The sequence below is a fragment of the Microtetraspora malaysiensis genome (assembly GCF_001528665.1).
Taxonomy (GTDB): domain Bacteria; phylum Actinomycetota; class Actinomycetes; order Streptosporangiales; family Streptosporangiaceae; genus Microtetraspora_A; species Microtetraspora_A malaysiensis.
The window spans coordinates 1-14147 of the sequence record NZ_BBYJ01000011.1; the positions used below are offsets into that span (position 1 = coordinate 1).

At 71.4% G+C, this 14147-nt stretch carries 16 protein-coding genes and 1 pseudogene; 14 read left to right on the top strand and 3 right to left on the bottom strand.

Annotated elements, in window-relative coordinates; all coding sequences use genetic code 11:
* Positions 1 to 1181 (top strand): HNH endonuclease signature motif containing protein (locus tag AWQ71_RS15055; protein WP_067133198.1); only part of this gene is annotated, 1181 nt, incomplete at its 5' end.
* Positions 1182 to 1349: 168 nt separating this feature from the next.
* Here AWQ71_RS15055 and AWQ71_RS43820 read toward each other — a convergent pair.
* Positions 1350 to 1478, bottom strand: a pseudogene (locus AWQ71_RS43820) (transposase); the annotation flags it as partial.
* Between the two features lie 354 nt (positions 1479 to 1832).
* Here AWQ71_RS43820 and AWQ71_RS44395 point away from each other — a divergent pair.
* The 6 genes from AWQ71_RS44395 to AWQ71_RS15085 all read left to right on the top strand — a co-directional run bounded on the left by AWQ71_RS44395 (position 1833) and on the right by AWQ71_RS15085 (position 7102).
* Positions 1833 to 1958 carry a hypothetical protein gene (locus tag AWQ71_RS44395; RefSeq protein WP_281196193.1) on the top strand — a complete coding sequence of 42 codons (126 nt, stop codon included), beginning with the start codon at positions 1833 to 1835 and terminating at the stop codon, positions 1956 to 1958.
* Positions 1959 to 2206: 248 nt separating this feature from the next.
* Entirely contained in the window at positions 2207 to 2662 is a 456-nt protein-coding gene (locus AWQ71_RS15060; RefSeq protein ID WP_067133201.1) for a hypothetical protein, read from the top strand.
* 669 nt (positions 2663 to 3331) lie between these two features.
* A complete protein-coding gene (locus AWQ71_RS15070) occupies positions 3332 to 4252 on the top strand; it encodes a VOC family protein (RefSeq protein ID WP_067133206.1) in 921 nt (306 codons plus the stop codon).
* Between the two features lie 10 nt (positions 4253 to 4262).
* Positions 4263 to 5744 (top strand): FAD-dependent oxidoreductase, encoded by a 1482-nt coding sequence (locus AWQ71_RS15075; protein ID WP_067133209.1) that lies wholly within the window; start codon positions 4263 to 4265, stop codon positions 5742 to 5744.
* A gap of 7 nt (positions 5745 to 5751) precedes the next feature.
* Positions 5752 to 6249: a nuclear transport factor 2 family protein gene (locus tag AWQ71_RS15080; protein ID WP_067133212.1), complete on the top strand. Its 498-nt coding sequence runs from the start codon at positions 5752 to 5754 to the stop codon at positions 6247 to 6249.
* Between the two features lies 1 nt (position 6250).
* A complete protein-coding gene (locus AWQ71_RS15085; protein ID WP_067133214.1) occupies positions 6251 to 7102 on the top strand; it encodes an SDR family NAD(P)-dependent oxidoreductase in 852 nt (283 codons plus the stop codon).
* An 84-nt stretch (positions 7103 to 7186) separates the two neighbouring features.
* On the opposite strand, the gene AWQ71_RS15090 is transcribed toward AWQ71_RS15085, so the two are convergent.
* A complete protein-coding gene (locus AWQ71_RS15090; RefSeq protein WP_067133217.1) occupies positions 7187 to 7930 on the bottom strand; it encodes a TetR/AcrR family transcriptional regulator in 744 nt (247 codons plus the stop codon).
* Positions 7931 to 8014: 84 nt separating this feature from the next.
* Here AWQ71_RS15090 and AWQ71_RS15095 point away from each other — a divergent pair, with 84 nt between their 5' ends.
* The 7 genes from AWQ71_RS15095 (at position 8015) to AWQ71_RS15120 (ending at position 13314) form a co-directional block, all read left to right on the top strand.
* The gene (locus tag AWQ71_RS15095; RefSeq protein WP_067133220.1) at positions 8015 to 9520 is read left to right on the top strand and encodes an MDR family MFS transporter; all 1506 of its coding nucleotides are present in this window, start codon (positions 8015 to 8017) and stop codon (positions 9518 to 9520) included.
* 159 nt (positions 9521 to 9679) lie between these two features.
* The gene (locus tag AWQ71_RS41620; RefSeq protein WP_157570362.1) at positions 9680 to 9856 is read left to right on the top strand and encodes a hypothetical protein; all 177 of its coding nucleotides are present in this window, start codon (positions 9680 to 9682) and stop codon (positions 9854 to 9856) included.
* The gene (locus AWQ71_RS15100; RefSeq protein ID WP_067133223.1) at positions 9846 to 10433 is read left to right on the top strand and encodes an NADPH-dependent FMN reductase; all 588 of its coding nucleotides are present in this window, start codon (positions 9846 to 9848) and stop codon (positions 10431 to 10433) included. The genes AWQ71_RS41620 and AWQ71_RS15100 overlap by 11 nt, the downstream gene beginning before the upstream one ends.
* Positions 10434 to 10450: 17 nt before the next feature.
* Positions 10451 to 11203 (top strand): SDR family NAD(P)-dependent oxidoreductase, encoded by a 753-nt coding sequence (locus AWQ71_RS15105; protein ID WP_067133803.1) that lies wholly within the window; start codon positions 10451 to 10453, stop codon positions 11201 to 11203.
* 180 nt (positions 11204 to 11383) lie between these two features.
* Positions 11384 to 11941 (top strand): RNA polymerase sigma factor, encoded by a 558-nt coding sequence (locus tag AWQ71_RS15110; RefSeq protein WP_067133226.1) that lies wholly within the window; start codon positions 11384 to 11386, stop codon positions 11939 to 11941.
* A complete protein-coding gene (locus AWQ71_RS15115) occupies positions 11938 to 12789 on the top strand; it encodes a hypothetical protein (RefSeq protein ID WP_067133229.1) in 852 nt (283 codons plus the stop codon). The genes AWQ71_RS15110 and AWQ71_RS15115 overlap by 4 nt, the downstream gene beginning before the upstream one ends.
* A gap of 264 nt (positions 12790 to 13053) precedes the next feature.
* Complete coding sequence (locus tag AWQ71_RS15120; RefSeq protein ID WP_067133232.1) at positions 13054 to 13314, top strand: hypothetical protein; 261 nt, start codon at positions 13054 to 13056, stop codon at positions 13312 to 13314.
* Here the strand turns inward: AWQ71_RS15120 and AWQ71_RS15125 are convergent.
* A complete protein-coding gene (locus AWQ71_RS15125; RefSeq protein ID WP_067133235.1) occupies positions 13278 to 14015 on the bottom strand; it encodes an AAA family ATPase in 738 nt (245 codons plus the stop codon). The genes AWQ71_RS15120 and AWQ71_RS15125 overlap by 37 nt on opposite strands.
* Positions 14016 to 14147 lie beyond the last annotated feature (132 nt).

The following is a 14147-nucleotide window of genomic DNA, read 5'->3' on the forward strand; positions in this document are numbered from 1 at the left end:
GGGGGAAGGTGCCGGGCGAGACCAAGACCGGGGCTGGAGCCGAGACCGAGACCGGCGCTGGGATCGAGGTTGAGGTGGCGATGGCGGAGATCGTCGCCCTGGCGCGGGCGATCGATCTGGCCGAAGCCGCGATCGCCGCTCGCCTCCCGATAGCCGAAGCGGGTAAAGGCCACCATCTGTTCGGGCGGCGGTCGATCGGAGCGTGGCTGGCGGCAGCTACCGGGTCACGCACCGCCCGTGCCGGAGAACGCGTCACACTCTCCCGGCAACTCCCGCGCCTGCCGCACACCGCCGGTCTGTTCACCTCGGGCCGCCTGTCGTTCGGGTATGCGGCGACGATCGCGTCCGCCACCCGGCATCTGGACGACGCCGAAACCGAACTGGCCGAGCCGATCCTGGTGGAGTTGGCACAAGCGTCGGCGTCGACGGTGGAGGACGTGGCCCGCGCCGGTCAGACCATCATCGAGACGATCGACCCGGGCGGGAGGCTGGCGCGGGCGGCGGCCAAGACCGAACGCCAGCACCTGACGATCTCCGACACCACCGATGGGATGGGCCGCGTCAGCGGGCTGCTCGACCCAGAACTGAAGATGCAGCTGAAAACCTGGCTGGAGCCTTTGGCGGTCAAAACCGACAGCACCGACCTGCGCAGCCGCCCCCGCCGCATGGCCGACGCCCTCGCCATCCGCCTATCGCAGGGCGGCAGGCGCACCGTAATGCACGTGACGGTGACCGAGCAGACCCTGACCGGCCAATCGGAGGAGCCGGCCTTTCTGGAGGACGGCACCCCGATCCCCGCCCAGGACGCGCGCAGGATGGCCTACACCGCCGAACTCCGCAGGGTGCTCCGCGACTCGGACGGCATCATGAAGGACTTCGGACGGGCACGCCGGTTGGCCTCAGCCGACCAGCGGGAAGCGATCCTGGCCATGTACCGGAGCTGCTGCCGCGAAGGGTGTGACGTCCCCGCCTACCTGGCCGAGATCGACCACATCGAACCCTGGTACCCGACCGGCCGCACGAACTTGGACAACCTGGCGCCGTTGTGTGCAGCGGACAACAAATGGAAGTCCCGCCACCCCGACCGGGTAGAAGTGATCGATCAAGGGGACGGGACCGTCTCGATGCGGTTCCACCGGTACTCCAAGCTCCGCCCCCGACGCTGGACCGACAGACAGTGACCAACCACCACTGAACAGCCATCCGTGACCGGCGGTCAGTGATCCGCGGTCGGTGATCCGCGAACGGCAAGCCGCGAGCCGTGATCGGCGAGGTTGATCGCGGCGGCCACCCGATGATCAGGCCCCTCACGTGGGCCAGCCTCGGGAGACCTCGCTGATCCCGGACTCGGCGCCGAGGGCTTTGACCAGGTCGCGGTAGCCGTTGCGGTTCGTGGTTCGTGCTTCGGTGCGTTGGTGGGGTGCGGCGCCGATCCGCGCAGTGGCCTCGGCTTCGATGAGTGCCTGGAGCATGGCTTGTCCGCCGATGTCCGGCGCGTGAAGCGCCGGCACGTGGATTTCTGGCACGCACAGTTCGGCATGTTGTCGGGCCGTCAGGTGGGCGGGGCCTAATCACTGGTGATCGATCGCTGCGCTGGGCTTTTGCCTGTTCGCGCATTGTCTGGGGCGGCCCGGGGCCGACGCGGGCGGAGCTCCGGCACGCTGACATCCGACGCGTGCAGCTCTGGCGCGTGGAATCCCAGTACGTGGAAGGGGCACGTCCCCTCGGGTGGTGTAACTCCAAGCTGATAACGCAAGTCCCGGATATGGGACGAGCCATCGCGATAGGTCAGCGAGTTCCCGACCAAAGGTTCTCGCGAAGGACACCACACGATGGCTCTGGACCAGTCTGCCCTGCTCGACCTGTTGGAGTCTTTGAAAGCCGCCGACGCCGACGACGTCATCCGCCAAGCACTCACGGAGCTCCGCTCGCCCCCGCTCCAGGCGCCGCGTGGATAGAGGGTGATCCCGTCCACGCTGCTCTTGCCCATCCTCGGGCAAGACGGGCAGGCAAAGGCGACGCGGACGCTCGCAGGTCGCACGGGTGTGCTCGGGAGCGCACGGGTTCGCGGGTGCGCGGGCGCATGGGTTTGTGGAGTCGCGCGGGTTCGTGCGGGTTTGCCCAGGTTCATCCGTCGGGACGATCGTCGATCGTGCTCTACTGGTGCCCTTCGCATCCGCATTTGCCGCCCTCATCGGAGGCTGCCGTGGCCCGGCTCTGTATCTGTCCTGGCGTCAACCCGGACGAGCCGGACGTGCCCGTCGTGACGCTCGTCGTCGACCCCGATGGCACACGGGGTGAGCACGCCGTCGCCCGGCTCGGCGACTACTGCTATGAGGGGAACGGCGTGTTCTTCCTACTGCGGACGGACGGCTGGGCCGAGCACACACTCGACGACAACCGCCTGGTGGTCGATATCGCCGTGTACCCGTTTGCGCTGGGGCAGATAGGTGTGGACTCGGCGGAATTCCCCGGCCGGTCGGCGATAGACCCCGAGGCGGCACTGGTGCTACGCGCGGAGGGGGCGGTGGACCCGGATCTGTACGCGCGTGCGGCACCCGCAACCGCCGTGTTCGTCGCAAGTCCGGAGCGCACGCTCGACGAGGTGCTGACCTGTGAGGACGACTGGCCGGTGCTGCTCGCTCTCCCGCCCGAGCTGTAGCCTCCTGCCCGAAGGGCCGTCGTCAGCTTCCCGTCCGAAGGGGGAGATCGTCAGCTTCCCATCCGAGGGGTGGAGGTTGTCGCCCGAGGCGTGAACTCGGCATGCTTGGCGGAGGCCCTCGCCCGGCCCAACTGTCCGTCCGCCCCGGGCGTCCGTATGCCGAAGGCCTCGACCCGCTTCCGGGTCGTGGCCAGGACGTACGGCACCGGGATCTCCGCCCGCACTTCGCCGCTGAAGCGGGATGGGAGCACCTCCTGGCCCTCCTCCTCCACGCGCGTTGTGAACGTGGTGGCGTTGTGCGCGTCGCGAACGGGACCTCGTGCGGGTCGTGAACGCGACGTCGGAGCCGGTGCGGGCCGGGGCCAGCGAGGTCGCGCAGCCGATGCCGGCTCGTTCCGGTGGCCAGCGCCGTCGGACGGCCTTTCGGGGGTGCCGTTCGCGGGGGCCGGGTGGCCGGCGCCGTCGAGTTGCGCACCTCGTCCCCGGTCGCGGGCGGCTTTCCCCCGCATCGTGGGGCCCGTCCGTCGCGTCGGCGGGGGATCTCACTGAGCGGGAGGCCGGGGGCTTTCGTACGACGGCTCTGTCACCTTGGGGGCAGAGAAGAGCGTCCCGCGCGGACCGGAGAACTACCACGCCCCAGCGGGGCACCGGCAGATGGGATTGAGGACTGTGACGCAGATCCGAGGGCTGGGCTACCTCAAGGTCCAGACACGGGACATCACGCGCTGGCGCGAGCTGGTGATCGACGGCCTCGGGTTCGCCGAGGGGAGCGGGCCCGACCCCGACGGCCTGTATCTGCGGATGGACGAGCGCCGGGCGCGGCTGATCGTGCTGCCCGGCGAGTCCGACCGGGTGCTCGCCGTCGGCTGGGAGGTGCGCGACCAGTTCGCGCTCGCCGCCGTCGGACGCGCGGTGGAGGCCGCGGGTGTCGCCGTCAAGGTGCTGTCGGAGGCGGAGGCCGCCGAGCGGGCCGCCGAGCAGGTCATCGCCTTCGAGGACCCGGCCGGTACGCCGGTCGAGGTCTTCTTCGGCCCCGTGCTCGACCACAGCCCGGTGATCACCGGGCTGGGCCAGCGGTTCGTCACCGGCCCGCAGGGGATGGGCCACGCGGTCCTGCCGACCACCGCGATGCAGGAGACCTTCTCCTTCTACACGGAGGTGCTCGGCTTCCTGCCGCGCGGCGCCATGAAGGTCGGCGGCGGCCAGGGCGGCGTGCCGGTGATGCGCATCCGCTTCATGGGCGTCAACCAGCGTCACCACAGCCTCGCCGTCTGCCCCGCGCCGCACGGCGAGGAGCCCGGCCTGATCCACCTCATGGTCGAGGTCGACACCCTCGACGCGGTCGGAAGGGCCCTGGACAAGGTACGCAAGCTGGGCTTCTCCATCTCGTCCACGCTGGGCCGGCACACGAACGACAAGATGGTGTCGTTCTACGTCCGCGCCCCCGGAGGCTGGGACATCGAGTACGGCTGCGACGGGATGCTCGTGGACGAGACGTACTACACCGCCGAGGAGATCACCGCCGACAGCTACTGGGGGCACGACTGGTCCGGCTCCGAGCCGCTCGCCGCCTTCATCCCGCGTTCCTGAGAGGCGGCCGATGGGATCCCTCCCCCCGGTCGAACCGGTCAAGGCGTCGTCCGTCGCCCGGTTCGACCATGAATGCGAGGTACTCGTCGTCGGGTTCGGCTGCGCCGGCGCCTCCGCCGCCTTCGAGGCCGCCGCGGCGGGCGCCGACGTCCTCGTGCTGGAACGCGCGAGCGGGCCGGGCGGCTCGTCCGCGCTGTCCGGCGGCGAGTTGTATCTCGGCGGCGGAACGAGCGTGCAGAAGGCGTGCGGTTTCGAGGACGACGCGGACAACATGTTCGCCTACCTCGCGGCGGCCCTCGGCCCGCACGCCGACGAGGAGAAGCTGCGGCCGTACTGCGACGGCAGCGTCGAGCATTTCGAGTGGTTCCTCGCGCGTGGCGTCACTTTCAACGAGTCGCTGTTCGACGCCCCGTCCTGGATGCCGCTGACCGCGGACGGGCTGATGTGGCTGGGCGAGAACGCCTGGCCGTACAACACGATCGCCCGGCCGGTGCCGCGCGGCCACCGGCCCGCCACCGAGGGCTTCGGCGGTTGGCTGATCATGGAGAAGCTGGTCGAGGCGGCGAAGGGCGCGGGCGCGGCCTGCCACACCGACACCGTCGCCACCGCCCTGGTGGTCGGCGACGAGGGACGTGTCGTCGGCGTGACCGCCCGCCGGTACGGCGAGACCGTGACCTACCGCGCGCGCAAGGGCGTCGTGCTCACGACCGGCGGCTTCGTCGACTCCGAGGAGATGCTCCGGCAGCACGCGCCGGTGCTTCTCGGGCACGGGAAGGTCAGCGCCGGGCTCGACGACGGCGGCGGCATCCGCATGGCGGCGGCGCTCGGCGCGGCCACCCGCCGCATGGCGGAGGCGGAGATCGCGCTGACCGCCCTGCCCGCGATGGTCACCCGGGGGATGCTCGTCAACGGGATCGGCCGGCGGTTCGTCAACGAGGACGTGTACCCGGGGCTGTTCAGCGTCGCCGCGGTCCGGCACCAGCCCGGACCGTACTGGGTGATCATCGACGAGGAGGGGTACGAGGACATCCCCGAGCGCGACCGGTGGGGCGTACGTCCCGAGATCGCCGCGGAGACCCTCGCCGAGTTGGAGGAGACGCTCGGGATGCCCGCCGGCGCGCTGGAGACCACGATCGGCGTCTACAACCGGCACGCCGAGCGCGGCGAGGACCCCTACTTCCACAAGGACGCCAAGTGGCTCCGGCCGCTGAGGGCGCCCTTCGCCGCGATCGATCCGCGGCTCGGGTTCGTCCCCGGCGACGGGGACACCGCCGTCCGGGGCACCGGCGCGGCCGGCTTCACCCTCGGCGGCCTGCACACCGCCGTGGACGGCGCCGTACTCGACCAGTCGGGCCGCCCGATCCCCGGCCTGTACGCGGCGGGCCGGGCCAGTTCCGGCATCCACGGCGAGGGCTACATCAGCGGCACCTCGCTCGGCGACGGCACGTTCTTCGGCCGCCGGGCCGGGCGCGCGGCGGCGGGGGAGGCGTGACGGGCCGATGAGCGCGACGCGGCGGACGCTGGAGGAACGCGTCGCGGACCAGGAACGGATCGCGGCGATCATGGCGCTCAAGTACCGGTACTGGCGCGCCTGCGACTCGAAGGATCCGGAGGCGTTCCGGGACTGCTTCGTCCGCGAGGGCGCGTCCATCCGGTTCGGCCGGATGGGCGACTACGACGACGCGGCGGGGCTGGTGGCGACCTTCGAGAAGATCGCGCTCCGCACGGTGCACGGCAGGCACGTGATCCTCGACATGCACCACGGCATCCACCCCGACATCACGCTGGTCTCGGAGACCGAGGCCGTCGGCCGGTGGACGCTGCGCTTCCGCCAGGTCAACCTGGCCGACAACACCGAGAAGATCGCCACCGTGGAGTACGACGACGCGTACGTCGTCGAGGACGGCCGGTGGAAGAAGTCGAAGTGCCACGCGCGGGAGCTCTGGTCGATCACCCGGCCGCTCCCCGAGGGCACCGTCGTCACGGAGGATTTCTGAGATGGGCACGGGCAGCGGGCCGGGCGCGGGGAAGGTCGCCGTCGTCACCGGCGCGAGCCGCGGCGTCGGCAAGGGCGTCGCCCTCGCCCTCGGCGACGAGGGCTGGACGGTGTACGTCACCGGCCGCGGCCCGATCGAGGAGAACGACCGTCTGCGACGCTCGGCCGACGAGGTGACGTCCCGGGGCGGCGCCGGCGTCGCGGTGGCCTGCGATCACCGCGACGACGCGCAGATCGCCGCCCTCTTCGACCGGGTGGACGCGGAGCGGGGCCGGATCGACCTCCTCGTCAACAACGTCTGGGCCGGGCCGGCCTACGACCGCGCCGCCGAGCCGTTCTGGCGGCGCCCGCTCAGCGACTGGGACAGCCTCATCACGGTGGGGCTGCGCGCCCACTACGTGGCGAGCGTGGCCGCGACCGCCCGGATGGTACGGCGCGGCAGCGGGCTGATCGTGAACATCTCGTCCTTCGGCACCCGCCGCCACCTGCACTCGGTGCTGTACGGCATGTCCAAGGCGGCGATCGACAAGATGACCGCCGACATGGCGGTGGAGCTGGCGGGTCACGAGGTCACGGTCCTCTCGCTGTGGCTCGGCCTCGTGCGGACCGAGCGGGTCCTGGCGAAGGGTGTCGAGACCATCGCCGGGTTCCCGATCGCCGAGGCGGAGACCCCCGAGTTCGAGGGGCGGGTGATCGCCGCGCTCGCCGCCGACCCGAAGGTGCGCGCCCGCAGCGGGCAGACACTCATCTCGGCGGAGACGGCGGCCGAGTACGGCGTGACCGAGCGGGACGGCCGGGTCCCGGCCTCACACCGGGCCGCGTTCGGCGGCGGCCCGGTGTTCCCCGTTCCGTGACCGCTCCGGGGGAGCGGCCCAATGCTCTCGGTCCGCTCGTGCACATCCCGCTGCTCCTTCCCGGGAGCTTCACTGCCTTCCAGCTCAACGAGGACGAAGCGATGGGATGAGCGCGGCGATGGCGTCGAGGATGCGGTCGAGCCCCTGCCGGAAACGCTCCTCGGGGGTGAGATGGGCGGTGCGGGAGTCGAGAACCGACCGGCTGAACAGGGGGAAGGTGCCGGATTCGACGACCTGGCGGACGTACGGTCCCATGTAGTCCCGCTTCCAGCGCTCGGAGTCCAGGCCGGTGCGGCGCGCCTCCTCCAGCCAGCTGATCTCGCGACGGACCGCACTGTGCAGATAGTCGTTCAGCATTGCGACCAGGCCGGTGATGTCGTCGATGTGGAGCCCGAGCCCGTCGAAGGCGCCCAGCGCGAACTCGTGCACGCGCAGCAGGTGGGGGCCCAGTGTCGGCCGGCTGGTGAGCAGCGCGATCAGCCATGGATGGCGTAGGCCCGTGGCACGGAGCTGCCGGGCCAGCAGCGTCAGGTCGTCCCGCCAGTCACCGGACGGGCCGCCGGGGAGTTCGACCTCGGCCATCGCCAGGTCGATCATGAGGTCGAAGAGGTCGTCGCGCCGGGGCACGTAGCGGTAGAGCGACATGGCACCGGTTCCCAGCTCGCCCGCGATCCGCCGCATGGTGGCGGCCTCCACTCCTTCGGCGTCGGCGATCTGGACGGCCGTCCGGGTGATCTGCTCGCGGCTGTAGCCGGGGCGCCGCCCCGGCCCGGAGCGTTCCTGCCGCTCCGGTCGCATCCAAATGCTGGTCGGTTCCGCGTCGGCCACCGGGTCCCCTCTCCTTATTTGCGTACATGGTACCTGAATAGCTATGGTCCAATTCACGTACGAAGTACGCGAATAGGAGGACGCATGGACCGAACTCTTCGCATGGGCGTGACCGGCGTGATGCTGGGCATGATCACAGCCCCGCTGGACGGCATGATGCTCGGACCCGCGCTACCGGCGATCATGAAAGATCTCGGCGGTCTGGAGTACTTCTCCTGGGTGGCGACGGCCTATCTGATCTGCATGGCCGCCTCGACGCCGATCTGGGGAAAACTCGGCGACCTGTACGGCCGCAAGACGGTGTACATGGCCGCGATCGTGATCTTCCTGCTGGGGTCCGGGCTGTCGGGGGCCGCGCAGGACATGATTCAGCTCGTCGGCTTCCGGATGGTGCAGGGGTTGGGCGCGGGCGGCCTGATGACCGGGGCTCTAGCGCTGATCGGCGAGCTGGTGCCGCCCCGGCACAGCGGCAGGCTCATGGGGCTGTTCGGGGTCATGATGCCGATCGCCTTCATCGCCGGGCCGTTGCTCGGTGGCCTGTTCGCCGAGCAGCTGGGCTGGCGGTGGGCGTTCTTCGTCAACCTTCCCATCGGCGCGGCCGCCTTGCTGCTCATCGGTGCCGCCGTGCGGCTGGAGCGGCGCCGGACCCGGGCGCGGATCGACTATCTCGGGGCGCTGCTGCTGACGGTGGCGCTGGTGGCGCTGAGTCTGGTCGCCAGCTGGGGCGGCACCCAGTACGCCTGGGGCTCGGCTCCGATCCTCGTCTTGGGTCTGATCGGGCTGGCGGCGCTGGCCGTCCTGCTCCTCGTGGAACGGCGCGCGGCCGAGCCGATCGTCCCGCTGCGACTGTTCGCCGACCGCAACTTCACCCTCGCCCAGGTCATCCGCTTCCTGGGCGGCGTCGGCATGGTGGTGGCGGCCACCTTTCTGCCCCAGTACATGCAGCTGGTCCACGGTGTCTCGCCGGTCGCCAGCGGCCTGCTGATCCTGCCCTCGATGCTCGGGATGGTCGCCGTGCTGATCGGCACCGGCCGGCTCATCAGCCGCACCGGCCGCTACCGGATCTACCCGATCCTCGGCGGCGCCACCGTGGCGGCCGGCATGCTCGTGCTGCTCATGCTGCGGCCCGGCACCAACCTGCCGCTCGCCTCCGGGCTGACGCTGATCGGCGGGCTCGGAGTGGGCCTGCTGATGCAGTCCACCACGATCATCACCATCAACAGCGCCGAGCCGCGCGACATGGGGGCGGCCAGCGGATCGGTCACTCTCTGGCACACCATGGGCGCCTCGCTGGGCGTGGCCGCGCTCGGCGCCCTGTACACCGCCCGGCTGAGAGATACCCTCATCGACCGCCTCGGCGCGGCAACCGGCGCCCGGATCGCCTCCGGCCAGCTGACGCGCGGCGCGCTCACCCAGCTCCCGCCCGCCGCGCGGGAGGCGGTTCACCTCGCCGTCTCCCGCGGCATTCACGCCATGGCCCTCGGCGCGGCCGCGCTGGGCGTTCTCGCCTTCGCGCTGGCCTGGTTCATCCGCGAGGTCCCGTTGCGCGACCGGACCCCGTCGGCCGAGCCCGCCACTGCGGCCGCGTGAGGCAGGCACCCATGCCGCACAGCGTGAAAGCCCAGCTCGTGATGGACGTCATCTGCGCACACTCCTATCTCGGCTACACCCGCTTCGTCCGGGCCGCGGACCGGCGACTCCGCCACTCTTGCCCGGCTGGCCGCTGAGGTCGGCGTCACCACCGGCGTTGTGCCTGCCGCCGCGGTGCGTACCCGGCTGGAGCAAGTGCGCCGCCTCGGCGTCACCGGCGTACCGGTCTTCCTCATCGAGAACCTGCCCCCGCTCACCGGATCCCCGACCGAGACCACACTGCTGGCGGCCCTGCGCCAGGCCGCCACCACGAAGGGAGAACACCGTGACCAATGACCCGCTCCGGCTGGCCGTCATCGTCGGCAGTATCCGCGACGGCCGCCTCGGCCCCACCGTGGCCGCCTGGTTCGCCGGCCAGGCCGCGTCCCGCCCGGACCTCGACGTTGATGTGATTGATCTGGCCGACGTGCCGATCGGGGCGGCGGCTCCGTCGATGTCAGCGCCGGAGCCGGTGCTGAAGGCGCTGGGTGAGCTGACGCCACGGCTGGCGGCCGCGGACGCGTTCGTGGTGGTGACACCCGAGTACAACCACAGCTACCCGGCCGCGCTGAAGAACGCGATCGACTGGCACAACCAGCAGTTTCATGCCAAGCCGGTGGCGTTCGTGTCCTACGGCGGCATCTCCGGAGGGCTGCGGGCGGTGGAGCACCTGCGCGCGGTATTCGCCGAGCTGCACGCCGTCACCACCCGCGACACCGTCAGCTTTCATGGCGCCTGGGAGTGCTTCGACGGCAACGGGCAGCCGAAGGACCCCGCCGGCCCGGCCGCGGCCGCCAAGACCCTGCTGGACCAAGTGAGCTGGTGGGCGCGGGTTCTGCGCGACGCCAAGGCCGCCACCCCCTACACCGCATGAACCAGAAAGGCATGATCATGAGGAGATTGGCCGAAAAGACGGCGTTGGTGACCGGCGCGAGCCGGGGCATCGGCCGCGCGATCGCCACCCGGCTGGCCCGCGAAGGCGCCCGGGTCGCCGTGCACTACGGCAGCAACCACGTTGCCGCCAAGGACACCGTCGCCGCCATCGAGGCGGCCGGCGGGCGGGCCTTCGCCGTCCGGGCCGAGCTGGGCGCGCCCGGCGACGCCGAAGCCCTGTGGACCGCCTTCGACGCGCACGCCGACGGGCTGGACATCCTGGTCAACAACGCGGGCATCCTCGGCGGCCAGAGCGAGATCGACGGCGTCACCCGGGACGGCTTCGAGCGCCTGTTCGCGGTCAACACCACCGCCCCGTTCTTCATCACCCAGCTCGCCCTGCCACGACTGCGCGACGGCGGGCGGATCATCACCGTGGGCACCATGCTGACCCGGGGAGCGGCCATGCCCAGGGCGATCGACTACGCCATGTCCAAGGCCGCACTCGACGTCCTCACCACCGCCCTGGCCAAGCAACTCGGGCCGCGCGGCATCACGGTCAACACCGTGGCCCCCGGCGTCATCGACACCGACATGCACCAAGGACGCCTGGTCGGCGAGGCCCTGGCCTGGCTGTCGTCCCAGACGCCTGTCGGTCGGCTGGGTACGCCTGCCGACGTGGCCGATACCGTCGCCTTCCTGGCCTCTGACGACAGCCGCTACATCACCGGACACCGCCTCGACGTCTCAGGCGGGACGACCATGTCCTAGCGCCAAGCGACCGAGCCGCGCAGGTCGAGCCCGCCGCCGACTGGAGGGCCACCCTGCCCGACGCGGCCCGTCTACCGGCGAAGAAACGGAAATCGCCGCTCTTTTCAAGATCTGGGTGGAACACTCCCAGGCATCCGGACACGTACGGATGTGAAGGAGCACCTGGCGAGAGGGAGCACAGTGGGCGGTCCAGAGGCGGGACAGCGCTTCGAGGAGATCTACCTGGCGTGCTACGCCGACCTGCTCGCCTACATCCGGCGGCGCGTCGACTCGCACGACGACGCCGCCGACGCGCTCGCCGAGACCTTCGCCACCGCGTGGCGCCGGTTGCCCGACGTCCCGGACGGCCACGCCGCGCGGCTCTGGCTGTACGGCGTGGCCAGGCGCGTGCTCGCCAACGGCCGCAGGACGGCGACGCGCCGGAGCGCCCTGGTCGAGCGGATGGGCGCGCAACTCGCCGGCTGGGCCGAGAGCGCGGCCCCGCCCGACGACGACCTCGACGCGGTCCGGGCGGCCTTCGGGCGGCTGTACGCGGACGACCGCGAGGTGCTGGCGCTGGTGACCTGGGAGGGCCTGACCTCCGACGAGGCCGCCGTCGTCCTCGGCTGCTCGCCCGGCGCCGCCCGCTCCCGGCTGCATCGGGCCCGCAAGCGCCTGGCGCGGGAGCTGTCCCGCGCGGGCGTCGACGTCGCGCGATATGGCGTGCGCGCCCTCGCGCTGGCGGGGAGGAAGGCATGACCGACGCCCGGATCGACCGCCTCGTCGAGCGGATCGCCCCCGACCCCGGGCCGGGGCTGACGCCGCTGGCCCGCGAGCTGCTCGACGAGATCACCTCGACCCCTCCGGTCGCCGCCCGGTCGTCCCGGTGGCGTCCGCGTCTCGTGTGGAGCCGTGGAATCTGGAGCGGTGGGGTACGGCCCCGGCCGGCGGGGGTGGCCGGGGCGATCGCCGTCCTGCTGGCCGCCACGGCCTGGCTCGGCTCCGCGCCCGCCTCCGCCGCGCTCGACATCGAGCGCGAAGGCGACCAGTACGTCGTCACGGTCAAGGACATGTTCGCCGAGCCCGCGATGTACGAGCGCGAGCTGCGTATCCGAGGCCTGAAGATCGAGCTGCGGGTCGTCCCGGTCTCGGCGAGCATGGTGGGAGAGGTCCTGGTCCTCGACGGCACGCCCACCTTGAGCGGCGTCACCCGCATCAAGGCGCCGGGCGAGTGCCGCCACCCTTTCAGCTTCTGCTCGATCGGCCTGCGCATCCCGGTGAAGTATCGGAAGCAGGTGGCCGTCTTCCTCGGTCGGCCGACTCGCCTGGGCGAGCGCTACGGCCTGATGACCCCGATCGACGTGCCGGGCGAGCCGCTCCACTGCGTGGACTACGTCAACAAGACCGTCGCCGACGTCGAGCCGATGCTCCGGGCGCGCGGCCTGAAGGCGACGTTCACCGCGTACGGCGTGAAGGGGCCGGTTCCCCGCGACTGGTACGTCTACGATGGGGTGCTGACCGCGCCGGGCGAGGTGCTCATGGCGGTCAACCGGGTGCCCAACCCCACGCCACGGCCGAAGAATGCCTTCTGCCCCGACAGCCGCTGACCGCTCCCGCGCTTCGCTGACGAGCCCCTCGCGGGGCCGCTGACAGCCTCCCCGGAGTGCGGACGCTCGCGTCCGCACTCCGTCTCGCCGTGCCGCCCGTGCCGCGCGGACTTTCCCTGGTTCCGCCGACGATCGGATTCGCCATGCCCACCGAACTACGCGGCGCGCCCATGCCGGCGCCCGCCCGGCCCGCCGCCGCTCGCCGGATACGCCGCCTGGTACGGGTCGGTCCACGGCCGGGTCGCGCTGAGCGGTGCCGACGGGGTGGCGCTGTGGGCGCGCACGACGACCTTCGCCGACTGCGCGGTCGTCCAGCCGCCACCGGAGCTGGCCCCGCTCTGCCCGAACGGCGCCGTCCAGGACGCCGCCTCGGAGTACGTGTGGGACCCGAAGGCCTCCATCGACCTGCTGCCCGGCGGCCGGTTCGCGCACAACGAGCAGGCGCGCGAGTTCGCGTTGCGCGCCATCGCCGTACGGCCGCGCGAGGTTCAGTCAGCCGGGTCGGACAGGACGTGCCGGAGGTAGAAGTCCGGCCTGGCCAGGTAGCGGCGCCAGTGGTCGACGAGCTGCAACCCCTCCCACTCGGCCGTGCGGATGCCGTCGTCGTCGAGCTCCAGGATCTGCGCCCCGGGCAGACCGGCCAGGACCGGCGAGTGGGTGGCGCAGATGATCTGGCCGCCGTCGCGGGCCACCTGGTCCATGAGGCCGATCAGCCGCAGGCACGAGGTGAACGACAACGCGGCCTCCGGCTCGTCCATCAGGTACAGCCCCGGCCCGGACACCATCCGGTCCAGGACCGTGAAGAAGCCCTCGCCGTGCGACTGCTCGGTCAGGTCGTCCTCCCAGAAGCCGTACCGGCCGGAGACGTTCTGCCCGAGGGTGAACAGCGTTTCGGCGCGGAAGAAGAACGCCCGGCGCCGGAGCCGGGGGCCGTGGAGCAGCCGCAGCCCGGCCGCGGTCAGGTCGGCGTCGATGACCCGGCCGAGTGGGGTGGCGGGGCCATGGCTGGCGTACTTCGTGCCCGCCTTTCCGCCGTGCGCGTTGATGCCGCACACGTCGGCGATCGCCTCGACGATCGTGGACTTCCCCGAGCCGTTCTCACCGACGAGGAACGCCACGGGGGCGGTGAGCCGGACGCCGCGTCCGGCCAGGTGCCGTACGGCGGGGAGCGTGAACGGCCACTCCGCGGGCACCCGGCCGGGAACGCGCAGGCGGCTGAGCAGCACGGGAGACCTCCTCCACGCGGGTGTCGCGGCCGATCCGCGGGCCGCGGCCGGGGCCGTGCCCCCCGCGAGCGGCGCTCCCATATCGGCGGCCGCCGCGACGAGGGCGCCGTACGCCCGAGGCTAGCCGCACAC